The sequence below is a fragment of the Pseudoduganella sp. OTU4001 genome (assembly GCF_038440195.1).
Taxonomy (GTDB): Bacteria; Pseudomonadota; Gammaproteobacteria; order Burkholderiales; family Burkholderiaceae_D; genus Rugamonas.
In genome coordinates this window covers 31,617-57,784 of sequence record NZ_JASATG010000036.1, presented here as the reverse complement: position 1 = coordinate 57,784, position 26,168 = coordinate 31,617, and the positions used below count along the sequence as shown (strand labels likewise).

The 26,168-nt window shown below is 63.2% G+C and carries 27 protein-coding genes; 6 read left to right on the top strand and 21 right to left on the bottom strand.

Annotated elements, in window-relative coordinates; translation table 11 throughout:
• Window positions 1-885: GspE/PulE family protein (locus tag AAHE99_RS23045; protein WP_342119735.1), on the top strand; the 885-nt coding region annotated here is incomplete at its 5' end.
• A complete protein-coding gene (locus AAHE99_RS23040) occupies window positions 882-1,274 on the top strand; it encodes a VOC family protein (RefSeq protein WP_342119734.1) in 393 nt (130 codons plus the stop codon). The genes AAHE99_RS23045 and AAHE99_RS23040, both read left to right, overlap by 4 nt.
• Here the strand turns inward: AAHE99_RS23040 and AAHE99_RS23035 are convergent.
• From AAHE99_RS23035 to AAHE99_RS22990, 10 genes are all read right to left on the bottom strand, one after another.
• Window positions 1,271-2,242, bottom strand: a complete 972-nt coding sequence (locus AAHE99_RS23035; protein ID WP_342119733.1) for a GNAT family N-acetyltransferase — start codon at window positions 2,240-2,242, stop codon at window positions 1,271-1,273. The genes AAHE99_RS23040 and AAHE99_RS23035 overlap by 4 nt on opposite strands.
• Complete coding sequence (locus tag AAHE99_RS23030; protein ID WP_342119732.1) at window positions 2,230-2,790, bottom strand: helix-turn-helix domain-containing protein; 561 nt, start codon at window positions 2,788-2,790, stop codon at window positions 2,230-2,232. The genes AAHE99_RS23035 and AAHE99_RS23030 overlap by 13 nt, the downstream gene beginning before the upstream one ends.
• Before the next feature lie 69 nt (window positions 2,791-2,859).
• A complete protein-coding gene (locus tag AAHE99_RS23025) occupies window positions 2,860-3,870 on the bottom strand; it encodes an inorganic phosphate transporter (RefSeq protein WP_342119731.1) in 1,011 nt (336 codons plus the stop codon).
• Between the two features lie 18 nt (window positions 3,871-3,888).
• Window positions 3,889-4,515, bottom strand: coding sequence for a DUF47 domain-containing protein (locus AAHE99_RS23020; RefSeq protein WP_342119729.1), 627 nt, complete (start codon window positions 4,513-4,515; stop codon window positions 3,889-3,891).
• A gap of 66 nt (window positions 4,516-4,581) precedes the next feature.
• Entirely contained in the window at window positions 4,582-5,973 is a 1,392-nt protein-coding gene (locus AAHE99_RS23015; protein ID WP_342119741.1) for a replicative DNA helicase, read from the bottom strand.
• Between the two features lie 97 nt (window positions 5,974-6,070).
• Window positions 6,071-6,523, bottom strand: coding sequence for a 50S ribosomal protein L9 (gene rplI, locus AAHE99_RS23010; protein WP_342119728.1), 453 nt, complete (start codon window positions 6,521-6,523; stop codon window positions 6,071-6,073).
• 34 nt (window positions 6,524-6,557) lie between these two features.
• Window positions 6,558-6,848: a 30S ribosomal protein S18 gene (gene rpsR / locus AAHE99_RS23005; protein ID WP_057259638.1), complete on the bottom strand. Its 291-nt coding sequence runs from the start codon at window positions 6,846-6,848 to the stop codon at window positions 6,558-6,560.
• 31 nt (window positions 6,849-6,879) lie between these two features.
• Window positions 6,880-7,173, bottom strand: a complete 294-nt coding sequence (gene priB, locus AAHE99_RS23000) for a primosomal replication protein N (protein ID WP_028104934.1) — start codon at window positions 7,171-7,173, stop codon at window positions 6,880-6,882.
• A 19-nt stretch (window positions 7,174-7,192) separates the two neighbouring features.
• Window positions 7,193-7,573 (bottom strand): 30S ribosomal protein S6, encoded by a 381-nt coding sequence (gene rpsF, locus AAHE99_RS22995; RefSeq protein ID WP_028104933.1) that lies wholly within the window; start codon window positions 7,571-7,573, stop codon window positions 7,193-7,195.
• A gap of 597 nt (window positions 7,574-8,170) precedes the next feature.
• Window positions 8,171-8,632 (bottom strand): hypothetical protein, encoded by a 462-nt coding sequence (locus AAHE99_RS22990; RefSeq protein WP_342119725.1) that lies wholly within the window; start codon window positions 8,630-8,632, stop codon window positions 8,171-8,173.
• A 130-nt stretch (window positions 8,633-8,762) separates the two neighbouring features.
• Between AAHE99_RS22990 and lexA the strand changes: the two genes are divergently transcribed.
• The 4 genes from lexA (at window position 8,763) to AAHE99_RS22970 (ending at window position 12,799) form a co-directional block, all read left to right on the top strand.
• The gene (lexA, locus tag AAHE99_RS22985) at window positions 8,763-9,479 is read left to right on the top strand and encodes a transcriptional repressor LexA (protein WP_342119723.1); all 717 of its coding nucleotides are present in this window, start codon (window positions 8,763-8,765) and stop codon (window positions 9,477-9,479) included.
• Entirely contained in the window at window positions 9,479-10,099 is a 621-nt protein-coding gene (locus AAHE99_RS22980; RefSeq protein ID WP_342119722.1) for a glutathione S-transferase family protein, read from the top strand. The genes lexA and AAHE99_RS22980 overlap by 1 nt, the downstream gene beginning before the upstream one ends.
• 99 nt (window positions 10,100-10,198) lie before the next feature.
• Window positions 10,199-11,227: an alpha/beta fold hydrolase gene (locus AAHE99_RS22975; RefSeq protein ID WP_342119721.1), complete on the top strand. Its 1,029-nt coding sequence runs from the start codon at window positions 10,199-10,201 to the stop codon at window positions 11,225-11,227.
• 108 nt (window positions 11,228-11,335) lie between these two features.
• Window positions 11,336-12,799, top strand: coding sequence for a M61 family metallopeptidase (locus AAHE99_RS22970; protein ID WP_342119719.1), 1,464 nt, complete (start codon window positions 11,336-11,338; stop codon window positions 12,797-12,799).
• Between the two features lie 126 nt (window positions 12,800-12,925).
• Here the strand turns inward: AAHE99_RS22970 and AAHE99_RS22965 are convergent, their stop codons facing one another.
• The 11 genes from AAHE99_RS22965 to AAHE99_RS22915 all read right to left on the bottom strand — a co-directional run bounded on the left by AAHE99_RS22965 (window position 12,926) and on the right by AAHE99_RS22915 (window position 26,053).
• Window positions 12,926-14,155 (bottom strand): cystathionine gamma-synthase family protein, encoded by a 1,230-nt coding sequence (locus tag AAHE99_RS22965; RefSeq protein ID WP_342119717.1) that lies wholly within the window; start codon window positions 14,153-14,155, stop codon window positions 12,926-12,928.
• Complete coding sequence (gene purF, locus AAHE99_RS22960; protein ID WP_342119716.1) at window positions 14,155-15,681, bottom strand: amidophosphoribosyltransferase; 1,527 nt, start codon at window positions 15,679-15,681, stop codon at window positions 14,155-14,157. Before purF ends, AAHE99_RS22965 begins: the two co-directional genes overlap by 1 nt.
• 39 nt (window positions 15,682-15,720) lie before the next feature.
• Window positions 15,721-16,209 carry a CvpA family protein gene (locus AAHE99_RS22955; RefSeq protein ID WP_342119715.1) on the bottom strand — a complete coding sequence of 163 codons (489 nt, stop codon included), beginning with the start codon at window positions 16,207-16,209 and terminating at the stop codon, window positions 15,721-15,723.
• A 25-nt stretch (window positions 16,210-16,234) separates the two neighbouring features.
• The gene (locus AAHE99_RS22950; RefSeq protein ID WP_342119714.1) at window positions 16,235-17,212 is read right to left on the bottom strand and encodes an SPOR domain-containing protein; all 978 of its coding nucleotides are present in this window, start codon (window positions 17,210-17,212) and stop codon (window positions 16,235-16,237) included.
• Between the two features lie 23 nt (window positions 17,213-17,235).
• Window positions 17,236-18,525, bottom strand: coding sequence for a bifunctional tetrahydrofolate synthase/dihydrofolate synthase (gene folC / locus AAHE99_RS22945; RefSeq protein WP_342119713.1), 1,290 nt, complete (start codon window positions 18,523-18,525; stop codon window positions 17,236-17,238).
• 66 nt (window positions 18,526-18,591) lie between these two features.
• On the bottom strand, window positions 18,592-19,464 hold the full coding sequence (accD, locus tag AAHE99_RS22940) for an acetyl-CoA carboxylase, carboxyltransferase subunit beta (protein ID WP_342119712.1): 873 nt from the start codon (window positions 19,462-19,464) through the stop codon (window positions 18,592-18,594).
• An 88-nt stretch (window positions 19,465-19,552) separates the two neighbouring features.
• Window positions 19,553-20,356: a tryptophan synthase subunit alpha gene (gene trpA, locus AAHE99_RS22935; protein WP_342119711.1), complete on the bottom strand. Its 804-nt coding sequence runs from the start codon at window positions 20,354-20,356 to the stop codon at window positions 19,553-19,555.
• 14 nt (window positions 20,357-20,370) lie between these two features.
• Window positions 20,371-21,612, bottom strand: coding sequence for a tryptophan synthase subunit beta (gene trpB / locus AAHE99_RS22930; RefSeq protein WP_342119710.1), 1,242 nt, complete (start codon window positions 21,610-21,612; stop codon window positions 20,371-20,373).
• Window positions 21,596-22,288, bottom strand: a complete 693-nt coding sequence (locus tag AAHE99_RS22925) for a phosphoribosylanthranilate isomerase (RefSeq protein ID WP_342119708.1) — start codon at window positions 22,286-22,288, stop codon at window positions 21,596-21,598. Before AAHE99_RS22925 ends, trpB begins: the two co-directional genes overlap by 17 nt.
• A gap of 11 nt (window positions 22,289-22,299) precedes the next feature.
• Entirely contained in the window at window positions 22,300-23,103 is an 804-nt protein-coding gene (truA, locus tag AAHE99_RS22920) for a tRNA pseudouridine(38-40) synthase TruA (protein ID WP_342119706.1), read from the bottom strand.
• A 70-nt stretch (window positions 23,104-23,173) separates the two neighbouring features.
• Window positions 23,174-26,053, bottom strand: a complete 2,880-nt coding sequence (locus tag AAHE99_RS22915; protein ID WP_342119705.1) for a FimV/HubP family polar landmark protein — start codon at window positions 26,051-26,053, stop codon at window positions 23,174-23,176.
• Between the last annotated feature and the right edge of the window lie 115 nt (window positions 26,054-26,168).

Genomic DNA, 26,168 nt, shown 5'->3' with positions numbered 1-26,168 from the left:
CCGCCCCCCCCCACATTTCCCCCCCCGCCCGGCGCCCCCGCCCCCCCCCCCCCGCCCGGGCGCCCCCGCCCCCGGGGCCGGGCGGCCGCCCCCCCCACCACCGCCCTGCACTCCCTGCTGCTGCAGCTGGAGCGCGCCGACGCCAAGGTGTGGACCATCGAAGAACCGGTGGAAATCGTGCAGCCGGGCGCGCGCCAGGTGGCCGTGCAGCGTGAAACCGGCATGGATTTCAGCACCGCCCTGAGCGCCGTGCTGCACGCCGACCCCGACCAGGTGGCCATCGGCGACATGCGCGACAAGGACACTGCCGCCATGGCGATCGAAGCGGCGCTCAGCGGCCGCATGGTGCTGGGCAGCCTGCCCACCGGCAGCGCCACCGATACCATTGGCCGCCTGCACGAAATGGGCTGCGAACGCTTCGCCCTGGCCGACGCCTTGCTGGGCGTACTGTCGCTGCGCCTGGCCAAGCGCCTGTGCGAGCACTGCAAGCTGGCCTACCATCCGGGCGAGGCCGAACTCGAACTGCTGCTGGCCGAGTACGTGGAAGAACTGCAGAAGACCGACGCCTACCGCGCCGAACCGCGCGCCACCCAGCTGCGCATCGTGGCCGGCTGGCGCGAGCGCTACGGCGATGCGCGCGGCAGCTTTACCCTGTACCGTCCGGTGGGCTGCAAGGAGTGCAGCAAAGGCTACAAAGGCCGCATCGGCCTGCATGAACTGCTGGTGCCGGGCGAACGCACGCGCCAGCTGGTGCGCGAATGCGCCAGCGCGCCCCAGCTGCGCAACGCCGCGCTGGCCGAAGGCATGCAATCCCTGAAGATGGACGGCATCGAGAAAATCCTGGCGGGATTGACCGACGTCAAAGCCGTGCGGGCCGCGCTGTGATTTCCCACGTCTACATTGGCATCAGCGATTTCGCCGCCGCCCACCGCTTCCACGCCGCCGTCATGGCGGCGCTGGGCCATGCCCAACGCTTCTGCGACGAGAGCAAACCCTGGGCCGCCTGGCAACCGGCGGGCGGTGGCCGGCCCCTGTTCATCATTGGCCATCCATACGATGGCGCGCCAGCCAGCGCCGGCAACGGCCAGATGACCGCCCTGCTGGCCCCCTCGCGCGCCGCGGTCGATGCCGCCCACGCAGCGGCACTGGCGCATGGCGGCAGCTGCGCAGGCCTGCCCGGCCTGCGCCCGCAATACCATGCCAACTATTACGGCGCCTACTTCCGCGACCCGGACGGCAACAAGTTCTGCGTCTGCTGCCACGACCCCGCTTAGAGCAGCTTCTCGAAGCAGGCTGCGGCGGGATTGCCGGCATAGCGGCCGAAGTTCTCGATGCGCTGGTAGCCGTGCCGCTGGTAGAACTGCACCGCGCGCGCATTCACCAGCCGCGTTTCCAGGCGCAAGGCGCGGTAGCCGATGCTGCGCGCCTCGCGTTCAAGCCAGGCCAGCACGGCACTGCCGACACCCTGGCTGCCGGGCCGCGCATACATGCGCTTGAGCTCCGCCACGCCCTCCTCCGCCGCGCCCATCGGGCGCAACGCCCCGCAGCCAAGCAATGCACCGTACGCATCGCGCGCCAACGCAAAGCGGCCCGCCGCGCTGCGCACATCGTCGGCGCGGAACAGGGTACGGCCGCTGTCGCCGGTGATCGCCTGCAGCGCGCTATCCAGCTCCGCCAGCAGCGCAACTGCCTCGGGCGCGCCCGGATCGGCCGCCGCCACCTGCGGCAACAGCTTGTACATGAAGGTGGTGGCGCCCAGGCGTCCATCCGGCATGCTGGCGAATTGCGGGATTTCGCCGCAACGCTGGTAGCCCAGCTTCAGGTACATCTGCTCGGCCGGCTCGCCGCTGCAGGTGTCCAGCACCAGCAGCGTGCGCCCCAGCGCGATGGCCTGCATCTCAGCGTGGCGGATCAGCGCCTGCGCCAGGCCTTGCCGGCGCGCACGCGGGTGCACCAGCATCTTGGACAGCTCCGCGCGGTGGCGGCCGTTCGGCATGGCGGCCAGCACCAGCTGCAATGTCCCCACCACTGTGCCGTCAGCATCGCGCACCACGAACAGGCGCCGTTCGCCGCGCGCCACGCCGCCTGCCAGGCCAAGCCAGAAAGCGCGCGCCTCTTCCGGCGGAAATGGCAGCTCAAAGCCGACGCTGGCGCCGGCCAGCACGCAGGCGCGCAGCACTTCCGCCAATTGGCCGGCGTGCGCCTGCAAGCCGGCGCCATCCAGTTCTTCTATGGTTCGCATAGTGTGATCAGGTAATGGGCCGCATCCGGGCCGGGACAGGAAAAGCGCGTCGCGCCGTACAGGTGGAAGCGCAGGCAGTCGCCTTCCTGCAGGCGGTGGGTGGCGCCGTCGATGGTGTAATCGAGGACGCCTGACAGCATCCACATATGCTGCTCCAGGCCGCGCACCGGCGGCTGGGCGTAGTCGATCACGGCGCCGGGCGGCAGGCGGCCCTCGACCAGCTCCGCCGCGAAGCCGCGCGCCGGCGGCGACACCATGCGGCGCACGAAACCGCTGGCCGGATCGTGCCACTCGGCCTGCTCGGCGCGGCGGATCAGCTGTACCGGCGCCTGCTCCACTTCGGCGATCAGGCGCGACATCGGCATGCCGTACACGGCGCACAGCTTGCCCAGCATTTCCGCCGTGGGGCTGGTTTCACCGCGCTCCAGGCGCGACAAGGTGGCGCGGCTGATGCCGCTTTGCGTGGCCAGTTCTTCCAGCGACAGCGCGCGCTCCTCGCGCAGGCCCGCCAGACGCCGCACCAGGCGGTCTTCGAATGAATTTCCCATAATTGGGAATATATCCCAATTTTGAGATTTGCGCGACGAAAAAAAACCCGGCCGCAGCCGGGTTTCGTATTACATGATGTGCCGACCAAGCCACCACGCCACCGCCGCCACGAAGGCAGAAGCAGGAATGGTAAAGATCCAGGCCCACACGATATTGCCCGCCACGCCCCAACGCACGGCCGACATCTTCTGTGCCGAACCCACGCCGACGATCGCGCCGGTGATGGTGTGGGTGGTCGAGACTGGGACGCCCCAGAAAGACGCCATCAGCAGGGTGATCGCACCGCCGGTTTCGGCGCAGAAGCCGCCCACCGGTTTCAGTTTGGTGATCTTCTGGCCCATGGTCTTGACGATACGCCAGCCGCCGAACAGGGTGCCGAACGCGATCGCGCCGTAGCAGGAGATGATGACCCAGTCAGGCGGCGCCTTGGCGTCCGGCGACACATGGCCGGAAGCGATCAGCAGCATCCAGATGATACCCATGGTCTTCTGCGCGTCGTTACCGCCGTGGCCCAGCGAGTAGCCGGCCGCGGAAGCCAGCTGCAGGCGGCGGAACCAGGTATCGACCTTGCGCGGCGTCGATTTGACGAAGACCCAGGACACGATCAGCATGATCAGCGAGCCAAGCACGAAGCCCAGCAGCGGCGCCACCACGATGAAGGTCACGGTCTTGATCAGGCCACCGGAGATCAGAGCGCCGGTACCGGACTTGGCCACCGCCGCGCCCACCAGGCCGCCGATCAGCGCGTGCGAGGACGAGGACGGGATGCCGTAGTACCAGGTGATCAGGTTCCACACCACGGCCCCGACCAGTGCCCCGAAGATCACATAATGGTCAATCACCGAGGGTTCGATCGTCCCCTTGCCGATGGTGGTAGCCACCTTTAGGCCGACGATGAAGATCGCGATAAAGTTGAAGAAGGCGGCCATGGCCACCGCGGACTGCGGTTTCAGCACGCCGGTGGACACCACCGTGGCGATCGCATTCGCGGCATCATGGAAGCCGTTCATGAAGTCGAATATCAGTGCGAGGCCGACCAGTGCGACCAGCGCATAGATGCTAATTTCGATGTGGCTCATGAGAGTCTGTTTTTTTAGTTATGCGTTTTCGACGATGATGCCTTCGATGATGTTGGCAACATCTTCGCAGCGGTCGGTGACGGTTTCCAGGATTTCGTAGATAGCCTTCATCTTGATCAGGTTACGCACGTCCGGTTCGTCGCGGAACAGCTTGGACATGGCGGCGCGCATCACGTGGTCGGCGTCCGATTCCAGGCGGTCGATCTCTTCGCAAATGCCGACGATCTTGGAGGCGTTGTCCATGTTCGACAGCAGGGCCACGGCTTCCTTCACCTTTTCGCAGCAAGCCAGCACCAGTTCGGCCAGGCGCTTGGCTTCCGGGGTCACGGAGTGCAGGTCGTACAGCGACACGGTCTGGGCGGCATCTTCCATCAGGTCCAGGATGTCGTCCATGCGGGTGATCAGCTTATGGATGTCGTCGCGGTCCAGCGGGGTAATGAAGGTCTTGTGCAGCAGGTCGACCGCGGTGTAAGTGATCTTGTCTGCCTGTTTTTCGATGCTCTCGATGGCGTGCACGCGGTTTTCCAGGTCGTCGAAGTTGGCCATCAGGCCCAGCATTTCTTTGGCGCCCTTCACGCACAGTTCGGCGTGCTGGTTAAACATGTCAAAGAATTTGCCCTCCTGGGGCATCAAGCGTCCAAACATTTTTGTTCTCCGTTGGTTGATTCGTAGATACTGCAGCAAGGCCACCCAGCGCGGCCAGCGTGATAATCAGTCGCCTTGGTAGATCGACAGGTTACCGGTGTAATTGCCAAACTTGGTATATGCACCGATCCAGGTCAGGCGCACTGCCCCGATTGGACCGTTTCGCTGCTTGCCGATAATGATCTCGGCGGTGCCTTTATCCGGCGAGTCAGGGTTATAGACTTCGTCGCGATACAGGAAAATGATCACGTCCGCATCCTGCTCGATAGCGCCGGATTCGCGCAGGTCGGACATGACGGGTCGTTTGTTGGGGCGTTGTTCCAGCGAGCGGTTCAGCTGGGACAGTGCAATGACGGGGCAATGCAGCTCTTTGGCCAGGCCCTTCAGGGAACGCGAGATCTCGGAAATCTCGGCCGAGCGGTTGTCGCCCGGCTGGCTGCCCTGCATCAGCTGCAGGTAGTCGACCACGATCAGGCCCAGCTTGCCGCACTGGCGGGCCAGGCGGCGCGCACGGGCGCGCATCTCGATCGGGTTCAGGGCCGGGGTCTCGTCGATATAGACCTGGGCTTCATTCATTTTCTGGATGGCGTGCGTCAGGCGCGGCCAATCCTCGTCGATCAGTTTGCCGGTACGCAGGCGGTGCTGGTCCAGCAGGCCGACCGAACCCAGCATACGCATGGCCAGCTGCACGCCGCCCATCTCCATCGAGAACACGGCGACCGGCAGGCCGGCTTCCACCGCCACGTTTTCGGCGATGTTCATGGAGAACGCGGTCTTGCCCATGGAAGGACGGCCGGCCACCACCACCATGTCGCCCGGCTGCAGGCCGGAAGTCATCTTGTCCAGGTCGGTCCAGCCGGTCGGCACGCCGGTGATTTCGGAGCCGGAATCGCGCGAATACAGTTCGTCGATGCGCTCCACCACCTGGGTCAGCAGCGGCTGCACCGGCAGCCAGCCGGCGGCGCCGCGCGAACCGGCTTCGGCGATGGCGAAAATCTTGGCTTCCGCCTCGTCCAGGATCTGCTTGACGTCCTTGCCTTGCGGGCTGAAGGCATTGCCAGACACTTCGTCGGCCACGGTGATCAGCTTGCGCAGCACGCCGCGGTCACGCACGATTTCCGCATAACGGCGGATATTGGCTGCCGATGGCGTGTTCTGCGCCATGGCGTTCAGGTAGGCCATGCCGCCCACCTCTTCCGCCTTGCCCAGCATGCTCAGGGCCTCGAACACGGTCACCACGTCGGCCGGCTTGCCCGAGTTGATCAGGCGCACCATCTGCTCGAAGATGATGCGGTGGTCGTAGCGGTAGAAGTCTTCCGCGTTCATGAAGTCCGCGATACGGTCCCATGCCGCGTTATCACGCAGCAAACCACCGATAACAGATTGCTCTGCCTCGATCGAGTGCGGCGGAATGCGGAGGGAATCGACTTGTGGGTCGGACTGGGGTGCGGCGTTCATGGCGCGCATTATACCTGCTTCGGCAAGCTGGGAATAAACTCTGGAAATAAAAAAAGCCGGGAGAACCCGGCTTTTTTGATGTAGATACGACGCTGTATTAAGCAGCTTCGCCAACCACGGCTACGGTCACTTCCGCCACCACGTCGGTGTGCAGGGACACGGCAACTGGGAACTCGCCGACGGTCTTCAGAGGACCGGTTGGCAGGCGCACAGCGGACTTCTCAACAGCGAAACCAGCTTTGCTCAGGGCTTCAGCGATGTCGAAGTTGGTCACGGAACCGAACAGACGGCCGTCAACGCCGGCTTTCTGGGATACGGTCACGGTCATGCCGTTCAGCTTTTCGCCTTGGGCTTGGGCAGCAGCCAGCTTGGCGGCCGCAGCTTTTTCCAGTTCGGCGCGCTTGGCTTCGAATTCAGCAACAGCAGCAGCGGTAGCGCGGCGTGCCAGTTTCTGAGGGATCAGGAAGTTACGGGCGTAGCCGTCTTTCACTTTAACCACGTCGCCCAGGTTGCCGACGTTGATAACTTTTTCCAGCAGGATGATTTGCATAGTTTTCTCCAGGTACTTAGATCTGAGCCGCTAATTAAGCGTGGTGCAGATCGGTGTATGGCAGCAGGGCCAGGTAGCGTGCGCGCTTGATCGCGGTGTCAACTTGACGCTGGTAGTGCGCCTTGGTACCGGTCAGGCGTGCTGGCATGATCTTGCCGTTTTCCTGGATGAAATCTTTCAGGGTATCTACGTCTTTGTAGTCCACTTGCTCAACGCCAGCGGCGGTGAAGCGGCAGAACTTCTTGCGCTTGAACAGAGGGTTTTGTTGCTTGCGCTTTTCTTTCAGCTTGAGCTTGTTTTTGTCGAACTTTTTACCGAATGCCATTTTTGGCTCCTGTATTTAAAAATTGCGCTGTTTAAACAGCACGAAAATCAATGATGTGAAACACCAGGGTTCTGCTATTGCGGTTCTTCTTGGCCAGGAAGCCGGTGAACTCGTACAAGCCTCCCAGGGGCGCCTGACTGAATCGTTTCGACAGCTCACCGGCGGCAACCGCGGGAACTTCAAATTCGGTCAGTCGGGCGATACCTGCCTCTGTCTGCTGCGAACTGTGCTGCAAGCTTGCATTCACAATCGGCAGGCCGGCCGGGGTGTAACGAATTTCATCCCGTTCGGCGATCAGGGCGGTAACCCGGAGCTGGTTGTACAGACCGTCTCCTGTTCAGGAATTAGGCCGCTGCAGGAGCTGCTGGAGCTTCGGCGCGATGGCTCTTGGCCGCGTCTTCACGCTGGACCGACTTCATCATCGGGGAAGGAGCGGTTTCCGCTTTCTTCATCTTGACGGTCAGGTGACGCAGCACGGCATCATTGAATTTGAATGCGGTTTCCAGCTCAACCAGGGTCTCGTTGTCGCATTCGATGTTCAGGCAGATGTAGTGTGCCTTGGCCAGTTTCTGGATCGAGTAAGCCATTTGACGGCGGCCCCAATCTTCAACACGGTGGACGTTACCGCCGCGCGAGGTCACGCTGGCTTTGTAACGTTCGATCATCGCGGGCACTTGCTCGCTTTGGTCCGGGTGGACGATAAATACGATTTCGTAGTGACGCATTAATAACTCCCTTAAGGACTGTGAAAATAGCCCACCCCGGCGTCAAGACGGGTGTGGGAAGAGGTAAGCCCGCAAATATAGCAGACTTTGGCCGCCGGCTCAAGCTTTACTGACGCCGCGCAAATCGCCCTGGCCCGGCCGCTGGCATGCTGGGCCAGGGACCGCCCCGACCTCGCCTGGAAGCTTGTCGCCAGCCGCTCCCCGGAGGCTTTTCTGCGCCTGTTCTTTCCCGATGTCGCCGAAGCCGTCGACTGGGTCCGGGGATATTGGCTTCCAGACCACGAACTAGCTCCCGACAACGTGGCAGCCCATCCACGCCACCCTGATGTGGTGATCCTGGCATTTGACAGCGCACCGGACGCATAAAGACCGAACGCAGCGGGAGCTCTCCAAGCAATGGCTATGGCATCTGATGCATAAAAAAGATGGCACCTGGACGAACTTTTTGTACTGCAGGTGGTCTTAGGTCACCGTTTCGCTTCCCTGCCTGAATCCGCACTTCACAGCCTGAACCGGGCAAGTCCTGCTCAACTGGACGCCCTCTCCCTCGCAATGCTTGATGCGCGGACTCTCGAGGAGGCGTTAGAGACAGCCGGCCTAAACGCCTGATGCCTCCCCCTGCGGCGCCATGGCGGCCTGGCGATCGCGGGCGGACTGCAAAATACCGATCAGGAATCCCAGACCGGCCGCCAGCCAGATGACGGAGGCAATGACGTCGAAAGTCCAGACGCGGTTGGGAAACTTGTACAAATACGGCAACACCAGCAAGCCGCGCAGCAGGCACACCGCGGCCACCGTGCCCTGCACCATCTGCGCAAACGGCAGCCAGCGCAGGTAGCCGGCACCTGCCAGCGCGTACATGGCGCACACCAGCATCAGCAAACCAATCACCACCGCGCCGGCCGGCGCCAGCAATCCGCCGGCCTCGGCGGAGGCCACCACCTTGGGCGGCGCCTGCAGGAAGGCATACCACTCCGACCCCAGTAAAGGCGCCGCAAAATGGATCAAAGCGCCAAACAAAGAAATCCCCGCCGCCAGCAAGAAAGCAAACCGTCCCATCCTGCCCTCCAATGGTTATCGAATCGACATTAAGCCGAATATTTTCTGTCGATGCAACAAATTTGCTTGCAATTCGTTCCACACTGTACAAAAATACAGACTGTCTATATTCACAGTTCACCATAGCGCCATGATCAAGCTCACAGCACGCCAAGAAGAGATCCTCAACCTGATCAAGGAAGCGATCGAAAACACCGGTTTTCCTCCGACCCGCGCCGAAATCGCAGCCGAGCTGGGCTTCAAATCGGCCAACGCGGCGGAAGAACACCTGAAAGCGCTGCAGCGCAAAGGCGCCATTGAAATCACTGCCGGCACCTCGCGCGGCATCCGCCTGACCGGCAACTTCGGCGGCACCGCCACCGGTACCGGCGCAGCGATCGCCAGCACCGGCGCACCGGCTGCGCGCGGGGCGGCGCGCGCCAAAGTCGAATTCGACGATATGCCAGCCGTCCCGGCCGGCATGCTGGTCTCCCTGCCCCTGATCGGCCGTGTCGCCGCCGGTTCGCCGATCCTGGCGCAGGAAAACCTGGAAACCACCTACAGCGTCGACCCCAAGCTGTTCTCCGCCAAGCCCGACTTCCTGCTGAAAGTACGCGGCGAATCGATGCGCGACATCGGCATCATGGATGGCGACCTGCTGGCCGTGAAGAAAACCGACACCGCCCGCAACGGCCAAGTGGTGGTAGCCCGCATCGGCAACGACGTCACGGTCAAGACCTACCGCAAGACCGGCAGCACCATCGAACTGCTGCCGGAGAACCCGGACTTCAAGGTCATCACCGTCACCCCGGAAGACGACTTCGCCCTGGAAGGCCTGGCCGTCGGCCTGATGCGGACCTGGCACTGATGATCAAACTGTATGGCAGCGCCGAATCCGGCCACACCTTCAAGGTGCGGCTGCTGCTGGAAGTAGCAGCGCTGCCATACGAATACGAAGAAGTCGACCTGCGCATCGACCGTGAGGCGCGCCCCGAACCTTTCCGCAGTCTCGCCAAATACGGCGAAGTCCCATTGCTGGTGCACGACGGCCAGCCCTACGTCCAATCCAACGCCATCCTGCTGCACCTGGCGCAGCACACGCAAGCCTTCGGCGGCGAAACGCCGGAGCGCCTGGCGCGCTGCCGCGAATGGCTGTTCTGGGAAGCCAACCGCATCGGCACCTGCCTGCCCCACCTGCGCTTCGGCCAGCGCTTCGACCCGCAAGGCTATCCGCCCGGCGTACTCGAATGGATGCGCACCCGCTTTGATGCCGACATCGCCCGCCTGGATGAAGAACTGTCCGACGGCCGTGCCTTCCTGCTTGGCGATTCGCCCAGCATCGCCGATTGCGCGATCTGCGGCTATATGTTCTGGCCCGAGCAGGCCGGCGTCAGCTACCCGCCGCAGGTGACGGCATGGCTGGAGCGCATCCGCGCCCTGCCCGGCTGGCGCCATCCCTACGACATGCCCGGCGTCATCCCGTTTTAAACGCCCTGCTCCCTTATTTTTGCAGCCTGTCGCAATCGCGTGCAGCGCGCGCGGCAACAACGTTACTCTTCTTGCATGACAAATAAGTAAGGAGATAGCATGTTCGTCCGCCGCATCGGTTCCATCCTCTGCACCCTCGCCTTCGCATCCTCGGCCGCCTACGCCGCCGCCCCGCAGCAGCAATTCGCCAGCATGGGCGACCTGCAGCTCGAAAACAAGACCACCATCAACGACTGCGCCATCGGCTACCGCACCATCGGCACCCTGAACGCCGACAAATCCAACGCCATCCTGTTCACCACCTGGCACACCGGCACCAGCCGCGATGCCGCCGGACTATTGGCCAGCGGCGCCCTGTTCGATCCATCGCCCTGGTACATCATTGTCGTCGACGCGCTTGGCAACGGCGTCTCCTGCTCCCCATCGAACAGCAAAACGCAACCCGGACCCGCCTTCCCGCAATTCTCGATGCGCGACATAGTCGCCAGCCAGCACAAGCTGCTGACCGAAAAACTCGGCATCCAGCATGTGCGCGCCGTCATGGGTTACTCGATGGGCGGCATGCAGGCATTCCAGTGGGCTGTCAGCTATCCCGGCTTCATGGATGTCGCCATCCCGATCGCCGGCACACCGCGCCTGACCGCTTCCGACATGCTGTTCCTGCGCATCGTTGAAAAGTCCGTGGTCGACGAACCGGCATATGCCGGCGGCCGCTACGCCAAGAATCCCGCACTGCCGATGTATAACCTGCTGTTCGCCATGAACTTCGACAGCCCCGCGCACCGTTCCGCACGCACCGCACCGAAGGATTTCGAAAAATTCTTCCGCGAGAGTGCAGCCTCCGACAATGGCGGCACCGACGCCAACAACTCCCTGTGGCAGATCCGCGCCGTGCTGGGCCACGACGTCGCGCAAGGCGGCCAACTCGAAGACGCGGCAGGCCTTGCCAGGGCGCGCATCCATGCGATCAACGCCGCCCAGGACCACGTGGTCAACCCGGCGCCGGCCCTCGCCTTCGCCAAGCAGCGCAAGGAAGACGTGACCGTGCTCGACACCGACTGCGGCCACGCCGCCCTGCGCTGCGCCATGCCCGCCATGAAAGCCGTTGTGGAAAAAGCGCTACGCTAAGCCTGCAGTCTGTTCCGCGAATCCTGCATTTCGTCGCAGCCATGTTCCCCGCATGGCTGCTTGCAACATAAAGTTACATAACACCAAAAACACCTACGGGGAGATTAGATGTTCAAGCCTTTATGCATCGCAGCCGCGATGCTGGCAGCGCAGTCTGCGTTCGCCTTCGACAACCAGACCAACCACTACCGCTTGAGCATCGACAAGGATGCCAAACGCGCCCACGTCGAAGCCGACGTCTGGGTGGAAGGCCGCGAGCTCGTGCTGTTCAACTGCATGCCGATCCCGCAGCTGAAGAACGGCCAGGCCGACCTGATCGAAAAGCTGACCGTGCGCGACATGGCCGGCAATGCCGTCCAGCTGCACGACAAGGGCGAAGGCGAATACGAAGTGGATGGCGACCGCCGCCTGCGCCTGTCCTACGACATCCGCCTGGAGCATGACAAATACCAGTGGCCGGGCGGGAACGAGGAAGTGTCCTACCACACCGACGAAGGCGTGATGTCGGTCGGCTATCCGCTGTTCATCGTGCCGGGCGTGAAGATGCCCGGCCAGACCGAAGTCACCTTCAACCTTCCGGCGGGCTGGAAAGCCAACGCCCCGTTGCGCAGCGCCGGCAAGCCTGGCGTCTTTATCGCCGAGTCCCGCCGCGAACTGGTGAACAACGCCTACTTCTTTGGCACCGCGCGCGCCGAAAGCTTCAAAGCCGGCGGCGTGGACATGACCCTGGTCATGGGCAAGCAGTACTGGAAGCGCCGCGACTCCTTCATCTCGATGATCGACAAACAGATGAACAGCTACCAGAAGCTGTACGGCCGCGGCCCGGTAGCCGACCGCTTCCTGATCGTGATCAACCAAGGCGACACCGGCGACGGCGGCGCCTTCTCCGGATCCTTCAGCCAATACCTGAAAGACGACGGCAGCGACGTCTCGCGCCCGATCTGGGGCAAGGTGATGGCGCACGAGCTGGCCCACTTCTGGGACGGCCACTCGCTGGTGCCGAAGAACGAAAGCGAAGAATGGTTCAAGGAAGGCGTAAACGACTACGTCACCGTCGTCACCATGGCGCGCAACAAGCTGATCGACCGCAGCATGGTGATCCAGCAGCTGGAAAACCTCGCACGCGGCCAGAACGTCGCCCGCAATGTGCAAGGCCTGACCGTCACCGTGCGTGAAGCCGTGAAAGACAAGCACCGCAACTGGCTGCTGGTCTACGGCGGCGGCACGATTGCCGGCCTGGCGATGGATGTCGAACTGCGCAAGGCCAGCAAGGGCAAAGTCAGCCTGGATGACCTGCTGAAGGAGATGTACAAGGAATTTGGCCACAAGGGCAAGACTTACGACCAGGCCGACATCGTCCGCATCGGCAAGGCGATCAGCGGCGTCGACCTTGATCCCCTGCTGAACAACATTGTCGCCACCAGCAAGGCCCCTGACCTGGGCCCGCTGTTCAAAGACATTGGCCTGCGCCTCGAGCAGTTCGGCATGCTGGAAACCTACCTGCTGCGCGACCCAGCCGCCACGGCCGAGCAGAAAGCCCGCTACACCGCCATCTTCGGCCAGCCCTACTAACCACAGTCCAGCCCGTGTCCCACCATGGGGTCACACCCCAACCGGGACACGAGCTGTTCCATCGCATGGTTGAACCCGTGTCTCACTTGGGGTGTGACCCCAGGGTGGGACACGGGCTGAGCTGTATTAGTTGAGGGCGTTTTGGAAGTCGGCGATCAGGTCGGCGGTGTCTTCGATGCCGACGGAGACGCGGATCAGGCTGTCGGCGATGCCCATCGAGGCGCGGCGCTCGGGGCCCATCTCGAAGAAGATGGTGTGCGAGACGGGAATCACCAAGGTGCGGGTGTCGCCCAGGTTGGAAGTCGGGATCGCCAGCTTCAGCTTGTTCAGGTAGTCGAAGCAGTCGATGCCGTCTTTCAGTTCAAAACTCAGCAGGGATCCGAAATCCTTGAACAGCTCGGACGCAATGCCGTGCTGCGGGTGCGATTTCAGGCCGGGGTAATACACTGCGGCTACGCGCTCGTCGGCTTCCAGCATCTCGGCCAGCGCTCGCGCGTTGGCGCAAGTGCGGTCCATGCGCAGCGCCAGCGTTTCCGCGCCGACGGCGATGTGGTGCGCCGCCTCCGGGCCCAGCGAGGCGCCGAAATCGCGCAGCGCCTTGGCGCGGATCTGCACCAGGCCCCACTGCACGGCCGGATTCTTCTTGTAGTTCTCGAAAATATTCGGGAACTTGGTCCAGTCGTACGCGCCGGTATCGGTCAGCGCGCCGCCCAGCGCATTGCCATGGCCGCCAATCGACTTGGTCAGCGCATTCACCACCAGGCCCGCGCCCACATCCTTCGGGCGGAACAGGTATGGCGAGGTCATGGTGTTGTCCACGATGTACAGGATGCCGCGTTCGGCGCACAGCTGGCCGATGCGCTTCAGGTCCGCGATCTGGGTGCGCGGGTTGGCGATGGTCTCTACGAACACCATACGCGTTTCCGGCTTCAGCGCAGCCGCGACGTTGGCTACGTCGGTGGCGTCGACAAAGTCCACGCCCACACCCTGCCCCGCCACGGTCTGCCACAGCGAATTGGTATTCCCAAACAGGAACGACGACGACACGACATGGTCGCCGGCACGCAGCAGCGCCTGGAACACGGCGCCGATGGCGCCCATGCCAGTGGCGAAGCAAATCGTGCCCACGCCCTGCTCCATCTTGCTGACCTTATCCTCCAGCGCGGCAACCGTCGGGTTGCCCTGGCGGCCGTAGCGGAAGCCCGGCTCCTTGCCCTGGAAGACCGACGCCAATTGGCGCGCGTCGGCATAGCCGAAAGTCACCGAAGTGTGGATCGGCTTGTGCAGCGAGCCGTGTTCGATGCCTTTCTGGCGGTCGTTATGCAGGATGGTGGTCGTGAAGCCGTAGTTCTTCATCAGGATTCCGTATTGGCGGTGTTCAGGTTCAGCTGCGTGCGGGCCGCATCCTCCGCGACCTTGGCCTTCTTCGGATTGTGGCGTGCCTGTTCGATGCGGTCCAGGTACTCGGCCGACACGTCGCCGGTAATGTACTTGCCGTCGAAGCAGGAAGCTTCGAACTCGGTCAGCGCCGGGTTCACGTCGGCGATGGCTTTCTTCAGGTCTTCCAGGTCCTGGTAGACCAGCGCATCGGCGGTGATTTCCTTGCACACTTCTTCCACGGTGCGGCCATGGGCGATCAGTTCGTCGCGGGTCGGCATGTCGATGCCGTATACGTTCGGATACAGCACCGGTGGCGCGGCGGATGCGAAGATCACTTTCTTGGCGCCGCCTTCGCGCGCCATCTGCACGATTTCGCGCGAGGTGGTGCCGCGCACGATGGAGTCGTCCACCAGCAGTACGACCTTGTCCTTGAATTCGTCGCCGATGGCGTTCAGCTTCTGGCGCACGGACTTCTTGCGCATCGCCTGGCCCGGCATGATGAAGGTGCGGCCGATGTAGCGGTTCTTGATGAAGCCTTCGCGGTAATCCACGCCCAGGCGCATCGCCAGCTGGATCGCGGCAGGACGCGAGGAGTCAGGGATTGGCATCACGACGTCGATATCGACGGCCAGGCCTTCGCGCTTGATCTTGTCGGCCAGGTACTCGCCCATCTTCAGGCGGGTGTTGTACACGGAGGCGCCGTCGATCACGGAGTCAGGACGCGCCAGGTACACGTATTCGAACACGCAAGGGTTCAGCTTTGGATTGTCGGCGCACACTTGCGAGTGCAGCTTGTTGTCCATGTCGATGAAGATCGCTTCGCCCGGCAGCACGTCGCGCACGAAGCGGAAGCCCATGCCTTCCAGCGCCACGGATTCGGAAGCCACCATGTACTCCACGCCTTCCGGGGTTTCGTTGATACCCAGGCACAGCGGACGGATGCCGAACGGATCGCGGAAGGCCAGCATGCCGCTGCCTGCGATCTGCGCTACCGCAGCGTAACCGCCGCGCACGCGCTTGATCAGCACCGTTACGGCCTGGAAGATATTGGCCGGGGTCAGGGTGACGTCGGTGGAGGCTTTCTGGATTTCATGCGCCAGCACATTCAACAGCACTTCCGAATCGGAGTCGGTGTTGATGTGGCGGCGGTCGTTCTTGAACATCTCGTCCTTGAGCTGTTCCCAGTTGGTCAGGTTGCCGTTGTGCGCCAGGGTGATGCCGAACGGTGCGTTGACGTAGAAAGGCTGCGCTTCTTCTTCGCTGGAGGAGCCGGCGGTCGGGTAGCGGCAGTGGCCGATACCGGAGGTGCCGTTCAGCGAACGCATATTACGGGTGCGGAACACGTCGCGCACCAGGCCATTGGCCTTGTGCATGGAGAACGTATTGCTTTGGTTGGTCGCGATGCCTGCTGCGTCCTGGCCGCGGTGCTGCAACAGCAGCAGCGCGTCATACAGCATCTGGTTGACTGGTTGGTGGGATACGACGCCGACGATGCCACACATGGTGTGCTCCTAAACTTGGTACTGCGGATTTAAAGAATTCTAAAAATGGACATGCTGCGCCATCGCGGCAGGCAGGAAGGGTTTCACCGTTCGCACGCCGGATTCCGCCATGGGACTCAACAGCGCGTTTCTCCAAAAATCCTGTTTGGGGATGGAAGTCATCCCACACAATATGACGCCGGCCAGCACAATCACAATACCCCGGCCGAGGCCAAACAAGCCTCCCAGGCCGCGGTCTGCCAGCGTCAAGCCGCCGGCGGTGACCAGCGCATCGACCGCCATGGCCAGCAGGGCCATGAGGATGCGCACACCGATGAACAATGCAATGAAAGCAACGATCAGCCGCACCACCACGCCGGGAATCGCATCCGGCAGCATGGTGGCCAGCGTGGCGCTGTAGGCGTTGGCGACGACGAAGGCGACAATCCAGCCGGCCAGCGACAGGATCTCCTTCACCAGGCCGCGCATGGTACTGATGACGATGGATGCGATCAGCACGAAAATAACCAGGTAATCGAAAATCGTCACGTCAGTACAGCCTCAATCGTCGTTGTCAGGCCGGGGTCAGGCTGCCGTTCAGGCCCAGTTTGCCCAGCTTGGCTTTGACCTTCTCGGCTTCTTCCTTGTTCGGGAATGGGCCGACTCGCACGCTGGTCAATTCGCCGTTGGCGGTACTGACCTTTTGCGCATAGGACTTGATGCCCGCTTCATTCAGCTTGCGCTGCAACTCGTCCACTTTCTCTTTCGCGGCGAAGGCGGCAACCTTGATCACATATTTGGTCGCAGGCGCTGCTTCGGCAGGCTTGCCTTCCAGGATAGCCATCGCGCGCGCATCGTCGGATTGCGCTGGCTTGGTTTCCGGCTTGGCTTCTTTCTTTGGCTCGGGCTTTGGCTCGGTGTGCTTAGGCTCGGTCTTGGCGACCTTCGGTTCCGCCGGCTTTGGCTCGGCCGCTTTTGGCGGCTTCGCAGGTTCAGTCACGGCCGGTTTGCTTGGCACCTGGACAATCTCTTCGCCCTTGTCCAGCGCCGCACCTGCGGCAACCGGAGCGACGGTGCGCGACGTTGGCGCAGGCGCCGCCGAGGAAGGCTGGGTGACCGGTGCCGGCGGCGTCGCCGGGAACGGCACGGTGGTATCCGGCGCCTGAGCGGGAACGCTTTGCGCCGGTGCCGGCACCGGGCCGCCATTCAGCGGCTCGCCCGGCTTGTCCTTGGACGGCATATTGATGGCGATATCCGAAACCGACGATTTAGGCTCGGAATCCAGCAGCATCGGCAGGCCGATGGCGACTGCCAGCGCCAGCGCAATAGCGCCCACCAGGCGGCGGCGCGCGCGCTTCTTCTCAGGCAGAACGGGATCGGGGGCGTCTTTGCGGTTGCCGCTGCGGCGCGGGGCTGCGTCGGCGCCGGCGCTGGAAGCGCGTTTGGAACGGGCTTTATCGCTCAGGGACCGGTCGTCCTGAGCGCGGTAGTAGCCGCTGTCTTCACCAGCGGCATCTTGCTTGTCTTTGCCAAATTTCGATAACAAGCCCATGCGTGCTCTTCTCAGTCGAGTGCTCAGTGGAGTGAGGATTTTTTCGCCGCCATAACGCCTGCGACGGTCAGGAATGATCCAAAGACCACAATTCTATCATTCTCGCCCGCCCGGCTCATCGCATTTGCGAATGCCTGGCCTGGATCATCGAAAATATTGGCAGTTTTTTCATCCATTTTTGGCTCGATCGCCTGCACTTTGGCCGCCAGCTCCGATGCTGTGGCCGCGCGCGGCGATGGCAGGTTGGTCAAACACCAATGATCCACGCAAGGCGCCATGGCGGCAATCACGCCATCGATATCCTTGTCATGCATGGAACCGAATACCGCGTAGGTGTACGGCGCAAAGCCCATATTGCCCACGTTCTGTGCCAATGCGGCGGCAGCGTGAGGGTTGTGCGCCACGTCGTAGATCACGGTCGGACGGCCCGGCAGCACCTGGAAGCGGCCTGGCAGTTCGACGGTCACCAGGCCGGTGCGCGCATCCTGCGCGCCGACCGGCAGTTCCATCTTCAGCGCTTCCAGTGCCGCCAGTGCCGCGCAGGCGTTCAGCAGCTGGTTGGCGCCGCGCAGGCCAGGGTAGGCCAGCGAATTGCGGCGCATCGAACGGCCGCCGTAATTCCACTGTTGCTTGTCGCCGGCGTAGTTGAAGTCGCGGCCCATCAGCCACAGGTCGGCGCCGATTTCGGTCGCATGGTCGATCAGCGATTGCGGCGGCACCGGGTCGCTGCAAATCGCCGTTTTGCCGGTGCGGAAAATGCCCGCCTTTTCAAAGCCGATCTGCTCGCGCGTGCCGCCCAGGTAATCGACATGGTCGATATCGACGCTGGTAACGATCGACACGTCGGCGTCGATCACGTTGACCGCATCCAGGCGGCCGCCCAGGCCCACTTCCAGGATGGCCACATCCAGCTCCACCTGCGTCATCAGGTGCATGATGGCCAGCGTGGTGAATTCGAAATAAGTCAGCGAAATATCGCCCCTCGCCTGCTCCACGAAATTGAAGCTCGCCACCAGCAGCTCGTCGCTGGCCATATCGCCATTGATGCGCGCCCGCTCATTGAAGTGCAGGAAGTGCGGCTTGATGTACAGGCCGACGCGGTAGCCGGCCTGCAGCAGGATCGATTCCAGCATGGCGCAGGTCGAACCCTTGCCATTGGTCCCCGCCACCATGATGACCGGGCACTTGAATTGCAAGGCCATGCGTTCCTTGACGGCGCGCACGCGGTCCAGGCCCATGTTGATGACGGTTTCGGCATGGCGCGACTCGATCAGCGCAAGCCATTCTGGGAGGGTGTTCGGGAGTTGGGACATGATCGCCAGGGAGGGATTTTGGGCGCGCAGCGCGGAAGGCTGCGCGCGCCAGGTGAAACTTAAAGCTTAGGCCAGCACTTCGGCGGCCTGGTTCTGCATCAGGGCCAGCAGGCGTGCGATTTCTTCGCGCATCTGGCGGCGGTCCACGATCATGTCGATCGCGCCTTTGGTCAGCAGGAACTCGGAACGCTGGAAGCCTTCCGGCAGCTTTTCACGCACGGTGTTTTCGATCACGCGTGGACCGGCAAAGCCGATCAGTGCCTTCGGCTCGGCCATCACCACGTCGCCCATGAAGGCGAACGATGCGGACACGCCGCCCATGGTCGGGTCGGTCAGCACGGAGATGAACGGCAGCTTCTTCTCGGCCAGCTTGGTCAGCATGGCGGTGGTTTTCGCCATCTGCATCAGCGACAGCAGGCCTTCCTGCATACGTGCACCGCCGGTGGCGGTAATGCAGATGAACGGCACTTTCTGTTCCAGCGCTACCTGGGCCGCACGGGCGAAACGCTCGCCCACCACGGAGCCCATGGAGCCGCCCATGAATTCGAATTCGAAGCAGGCCACCACAACCGGCAGGCTCATGATCGAGCCGCCCATCGCGATCAGGGCATCGGTTTCGCCGGTGGCTTCCATCGCCTGCTTCAGGCGATCCGGGTATTTCTTGCTGTCTTTGAACTTCAGCGTGTCGACTGGCAGGGTTTCCTGGCCAATTTCATAACGGCCGCCGGCGTCCAGCAGCGCGTCCAGGCGCTCGCGGGCGCGGATACGCATATGGTGGTCACACTTCGGGCAGACATGCAGGTTCGACTCGAGGTCGGTACGGTACAGCACTGCCTCGCAGGATGGGCACTTGACCCACAGGCCTTCAGGCATTGTCTTGCGAGCGGCAGCTTCCGAGCGCTGGATGCGCGGGGGCAGCAATTTTTCCAACCAGCTCATAATTTCTCCTCTTGCACTAACTTAGGCCGGAAGTGTAGCCGTTTCTGCCTGTCCTGTCGAACAAAACAGGCAGAAAATTGCTTGCAGATCAACGAATTTCGTCTAGAGCCTGGCGGATACCCGAAACGAACGATCGTACTGATTTTGCAGCGTTTTCCGGCCCGGCGGCCTCGATCTCCTGGATGATGCGGCTGCCGATCACCACGGCATCGGCCACGCTGGCCACGGCACGCGCGGTTTCAGCATCGCGGATACCGAAACCGACGCCCAGCGGAAGCTGGACATGCTTGCGGATCATGTCCAGGCGGCGGGCTACATCTTCGGTGTCGATGTGGCCGGCGCCGGTCACGCCTTTCAGGGACACATAATACGTGAATCCGCTGCCGACGCGCGCCACCTGCTGCACGCGCTGTTCGGTCGAGGTGGGGGCCAGCAGGAAGATCAGGTCCTGGCCGGCGGCACGCATCTTGGCGGCGAATTCCTCGCACTCTTCGGGCGGATAGTCGACGATGATGGCGCCGTCGGCACCAGCGGCGGTACTGGCGTCGATGTAGGCGTCCACCCCGAGGCGTTCGATCGGGTTGGCATAGCCCATCAGGATCACGGGGGTGGTCTGGTTGGTCTTGCGGAATTCGCGCACGAAGTCGAAGCAGTGGCGGATGCCGACGCCCTTGGCCAGCGCGCGTTCGCAGGCGCGCTGGATGACGGGGCCTTCGGCCATCGGGTCAGAGAATGGGACACCGAGTTCCAGGATGTCGGCGCCGCCCTCCACCAGGGCGTGCATCAGTTCGACGGTTCGGCCGGGGTCCGGGTCACCGGCGGTGATGAAGGTGACCAGGGCTTTCTTGTTTTGCGCTTTCAGGGCGGCGAAGGTTGCTGCGATACGAGTCATCTTGGCAGCCCTCCTTAGAACTGCAGCCCGGCGCGCTGGGCGACGGTGTGCATGTCCTTGTCGCCACGGCCCGACAGGTTGGCCAGGATGATCTTATCCTTCGGCAGGGTCGCCGCCAGCTTGGCCGCGTAGGCCAACGCATGCGACGACTCCAGCGCAGGAATAATCCCCTCGATATGGCAGCAATCGTGGAAGGCTTTCAGCGCCTCGTCATCGGTGATCGACACATACTGCGCGCGCCCCGAATCCTTCAGGTGCGCATGCTCCGGCCCCACGCCAGGATAGTCCAGGCCGGCTGACACCGAATGCGTCTCGATAATCTGGCCGCCCTCGTCCTGCAGCAGGTAGGTGCGGTTGCCGTGCAGGACGCCAGGGTAGCCGGCCGTCAGCGAAGCGGCATGCTTGCCAGTGTCAAGCCCCTCGCCTGCCGCCTCCACGCCGACCAGCGCGGTGGACGCCTGGTCGATGTACGGGTAGAAGATACCCATCGCATTCGAACCGCCGCCAATGCAGGCGACGACATAGTCCGGCTGGCGGCCAGTCATCTCAGGCAGCTGCCACAGGCATTCCTCGCCGATCACGGACTGGAAATCGCGCACCATCATCGGGTACGGGTGCGGGCCCGCCACAGTGCCGATGATATAGAAAGTGTTTTCAATATTGGTGACCCAGTCGCGCATCGCCTCGTTCAGCGCATCCTTCAGGGTCTTCGAGCCGGATTCCACCGGCACTACGGTCGCGCCCAGCAGCTTCATACGATAGACGTTCTGCGCCTGGCGCTTGACGTCTTCGCTGCCCATATACACCACGCACTCCAGGCCGAAGCGCGCGCAAATGGTGGCGGTGGCGACGCCGTGCTGGCCGGCGCCGGTTTCCGCGATGATGCGCGGCTTGCCCATGCGCTTGGCCAAGAGCGCCTGGCCGATCACATTGTTGATCTTGTGCGCGCCGGTATGGTTCAGGTCTTCGCGCTTGAAGTAGATCTGCGCGCCGCCCAGCTGGTCGGACCAGCGCTTGGCGTGGTACACGGGCGAAGGACGGCCGACGAAGTGCTTGAGTTCATAGCGGAACTCTTCGAGGAACAGTTCGTCCTTGCTGTACTTGGCATACGCTTCGCGCAGCTCGGCCAGCGCATAGCTCAGGGTTTCGGCAACGAAGGAGCCGCCGTAAGGGCCGAAATGGCCGGAGGCGTCAGGCAGGTGGTAGGTGGAAGCGTGGAACAGGTGCGCTGGTGGCGCATCAACTGGGGTTTTCATGGTGCGGATCTTTCTCAAACGTGGCATCTGCTGCCCGCACGCCGCGAATGAACTCCGCGATCAGGCGAGCATCTTTGATGCCCTTGGCGCGCTCGACGCCACTTGAGACGTCAACCGCGTAAGGGCGAACGCTGGCCACTGCGCCAGTCACATTTTGCACGCTCAAGCCACCACTCAAAACGGCCCGATGCGCGAGATCTTTTGGGATTAGAGACCAATCGAAAACCTTTCCTGCGCCGCCATATGCATCCACGAAGGTGTCGAGCAGGAGGCCCGAGAACAAGCCACTGGATGCGCGGCAAAGTCGCTCATATTCTAGCAGTTCAGCGCCGCTTGTGTCGGGTTTGACGCGGAATACCCGCATGAAGGCGCGCCCGGCGGCGCGCGCTGCCTCGGCGCACTCCCCGGCGGTCTCGTCGCCATGGAATTGCAACAATGACACCGGCGCCACCGCGACCGTCGCAGCCACAGCCTCGGCGCCCGTGTTGACGAACAGCCCGACCGGCGTGACGAACGGCGGCAGCAGCGCAATCAGCTCGGCGGCGCGCTGCGGCGTGACGTAGCGCGGGCTCTTCTCGTAGAACACAAAGCCCACCGCATCGGCGCCCGCCTCCACGGCGGCCAGAACGTCTTCTTCGCGGGTCAGGCCGCAGATCTTGATGCGGGTGCGTAGCATGGCTTGTTCTCTTAGAAAGCTGGCAGGATGCTGGGCTCTTCGTGTGGCAAGCCCCACTTCTCGTCGTATTCGATTTTGGACAGGTACAGGCCGTCCGGCATGAAGGTCGGCGCGGCCTTGGTGCGGTCCTTCCCCGCCAGCAGCTCGCCCAGCCAGTCGGTGTTCTCGCGGCCTTGGCCGACGTAGACCAGCGAGCCGACCAGGTTGCGCACCATATGGTGCAGGAAGGCGTTGGCGCGCAGCGTGAACAGGATCATGTCGCCGTGGCGTTCGATCTCGATCATCTGCATCTCCTTGACCGGGGTCTTGGCCTGGCACATCGAGGCGCGGAAAGCGGTGAAGTCGTGCGTGCCGATCAGCGGCTTGACCGCCTGGCGCATGCGTTCCACGTCCAGCTGCCAATGCGTAAAGCCGGCGCGGCCCGCCAGCAGCGGCGAACGCACCTGGTGGTTGTACAGCAGGTAATGGTAAGTACGGGAACGGGCGCTGAAGCGGGAGTGGAATTCCTGCTCCGGCGTCGGCGCCTCCGGCAGGTAGCGCGCCCAGCGTACGCCGATCGATTCGGGCAGGAAGGCGTTGATACCGCGCACCCAGGCGTGTTCGGCGCGATCCAGTTCGGTATCGAAGTGCACTACCTGGTTCAGCGCATGTACGCCGGCGTCGGTACGGCCGGCGCAGGTCGTGCCCAGCTTGACGCAGGCGAAGCGCTCAATGGCTTCCTCCAGCTTGTTCTGCACGGTCTGGCCGTGCGGCTGGATCTGGTAGCCAAGCCAGTCGGCGCCGTTGTACTGGACTCCTAATGCGATGCGTTTCAAAATAAAAAATGCCCGGTCAGATTGATCTGTGACCGGGCATTATACGGCGAAACGCCGGGCCGACTAAGGCTTAGCCAAGTTGGGCGCGCATGGCGCTGGCGCGCGCGACCTGGTCGTCGCTGCCGCCGCGGATCACTTCATCCAGCAGCTCGCGGGCGCCTTCCTTGTCGCCGATTTCCTGGTAGGCCACGGCCAGATCCAGCTTGGTGTCCATTTCCATATGCAGCGCGGACATCTCTTCCTCGTTCTTCGGTTCGGCCGTCTCCTGGCCTGCACCGCCCAGGTCCAGGTCGATGCCGGACAGGTCGAAGTCGGCCGGCGCGGCGGCAGCAGGTGCTGCGGCTGGCTCGCCTGGCAGGTCCAGCGCGAAGTCGGCAGCGGACAGCGCTGGCTCTTCGGCTGGCGCCGCTGCCGGTGCGGCTGGTGCGTCAGCGCCTGGCAGCGAGAAGTCCATCATATCCAGTTCGGCCAGCGGGTCGGCGGCCGGTGCTGCGGCTGGCGCTTCGGCCTTGGTCTCGGCGCCTGGCAGGTCCAGGTTGAAGTCCATGCCGATATCGGCCATCGCGTCGGCAGCTGGCGCGGCTTCCACGGTTTCCACCTTGGCTGGCGCCTCGTCCAGACCCAGGTCGAAGGACATGTCCGGTGCTGCTTCCGCTGCCGCTGGCGCGGCTTCGGCTGCAGGCGCGGCGGTGGCCGGTTCGTCGAAGCTCAGGCCGCCCAGGTCGAAGTCCAGCGAATTGCTGTCGGCGACCTTCGGCGCCGGCTTTTCCTCTTCCAGCGAAGGCAGCGCGGTTGCGTCGCGGTCCAGGTCGAAGTCCATCAGGTTGGCTTCTTCCGCTGCCGGGGCGGCTGCTTCGGCGCTCAGGTCCAGGTCCAGGCCGCCGGCGTCGGCTGCCGGTTCAGCCATCGCCGGCGCCGCAGGCGCTGGCTCGGCGAACATGGCGGCAAAGTCATTCAGCTCGCTCGACTCGCTGGCCACGAACGGAGCGGCAGCGGCGCCGGCGGCAGCGGCGCCACCCAGGCCGGCGGCGGCCTTGGCTTGCGCTGCGCTGACGTACAGCGGATTGTCAGGATCAATGCCTGAACCCAGCGCGGCGGCTTGCGCCCACTCGTCGCCCGAACCCTTGGTCATCGAATACAGCTCGCCGGCCTGGGCTTCAAACGCGCGCGCATCCTTGCGGCCGGCGTAGATTTCCAGCAGCTTCAGGCGCACTGGGTGGCGTTCCGGATGGACGCGCAGGGCTTCCTTCAGGATTTCCTCCGCCTGCGCATCGCGGCCGTAAGCAATATACACATCGGCTTCCGCCACCGGATCGACTTCATTGGTGTCGAGCTGGCTGGCCGAAGGAGCGAAGTTGGAGTTGAACACGCTATTGCTGGTGTCCACGCTCTGGCCGCCGGTTTCAGCGAACAGGGAATGCGCGGTGGTGCCAGGGTCGCCCAGCACGCTGCTGTTTTCCGCCTTCGGCAGCGACAGCTGTTCGGCGGCCTTGCGGCGGCGCATAACCAGCAGCGCGGCGCCACCCAGCAGGGCAGCCAGTGCGGCGCCGATCAGCTGGATATTGTCCATGATGGTGTCGACCAGGCTTGGCTCGACCGGTGCTGGCGGCGGGGTCACCACGGTGCGTTTTGGCTTGGCTGGCTTGGCTGGCGCCTCCGCCGGCGCGGCGGCAGCTGGTGCGGCAGCGGCAGGCGCCGACGCAGCCGGTGCGTCCTTGGCCGGGCTGGCGGCGGCTGCAGCGGCAGCTGGCTCGCTGGCCTTGGTCTGCGCGTTGGCGGCGGCCTTGTTCTTCACCTCCATCAACTTCTCGAGGTCGTTGACGTTCTTCTCCAGCTCCTTGACGCGCGCGCTGGCATCGGCCATCTGGCGGTCCTTGGCGATCTTGTCTTCCACCGCGCCGGTCTTGCCCGGCTTGCTGGCGGCGTCGGTGGCCTTGGACAGCTTCAGCTGGTCTTTCGATTCGCTGACGGCGGTCGGGCGCTCCTTCACCTGGGCGGTGATCTTGCCGGTCTGGCTTTGCTGCGCTTCCGGCTCCCTGGCCGGGGTGGCAGCGGCGACCTGCCCTGCCAGCTTGGCACGGTAGGCGTTGAAATCGTTGGCGTGCGCCACCACGACACCGTGAGCTTCGCCCTGGCCGGTGCCCTTGATGGTGTTCGCATCCGGTACCGACAGGATGGTGCCGGACTTCAGGCGGTTCATATTATTGCCGGCGAAAGCGTCCGGATTGGCGCGGTAAAGCGCCACCAGCATCATGTCCAGCGAAACGTCGGCGGGCTTCAGGCGGCCGGCGATGCGGCCCAGGGTGTCGCCCTTGCGGACTTCGTAGCTGTCGGCAGCCGGCGCATCCTGCGCGGCAGCGTGGCGCGGCTCGGCTGGCGACGGTGCGCGGCTCGGCGCAGCGGCCGGTGCCGGCGCCGGCGCCGGGGGAGCGGCGCTTGGGGCAACGCTTGGGGCGGTGGCCGGTGCCGGCGTGCGGCGCACTTCCACCGGCGCGGCGACTTGCGGCGACTGGGTGGTGCGCAGGTCGGCCGGGTCCAGCAGGAAGGTGTATTCACGCACCAGGCGGCCATTGGTCCAGGTCAGCTCCAGCAGCATGTCAACGAACGGCTCGTTGATCGCCTGCGAGGAGGAAACGCGGATGTACTGGCGCGCGCCGCGTGCTTCCACTTCGAAGCGCAGGCTCAGCAAGGCCGGGTTGAAGTCGATATTGGCGGCACGGAAGGCCTCCGGCGAGGCCAGCTTGGCCACCAGCTCGGATGCTTCTTCAGGCGAAACGGCGGTCAGTTCGATTTCGGCGCGCAGCGGCTGTCCCAGCGAGGACAGCACTGTGAGCTTGCCAAGACCGGCTGCGTTGACGGAAAGAGGAGCGAGCACAGCGCCGCTGAGCATGGCAGCGGTCAGTGTTTTCAACGCGAACGAAGCGACCTTGGAAGGTTTTTGTACTGGCATAGTGGGCGACGAAATATAGTTAACGTGGAAAAAAAGTTACTTTCCCAGACGTCCAAACATAACATCATCAAATGATGCATGCAAGCATTACCCCTCTTGAGCTGCCTTTACTGTT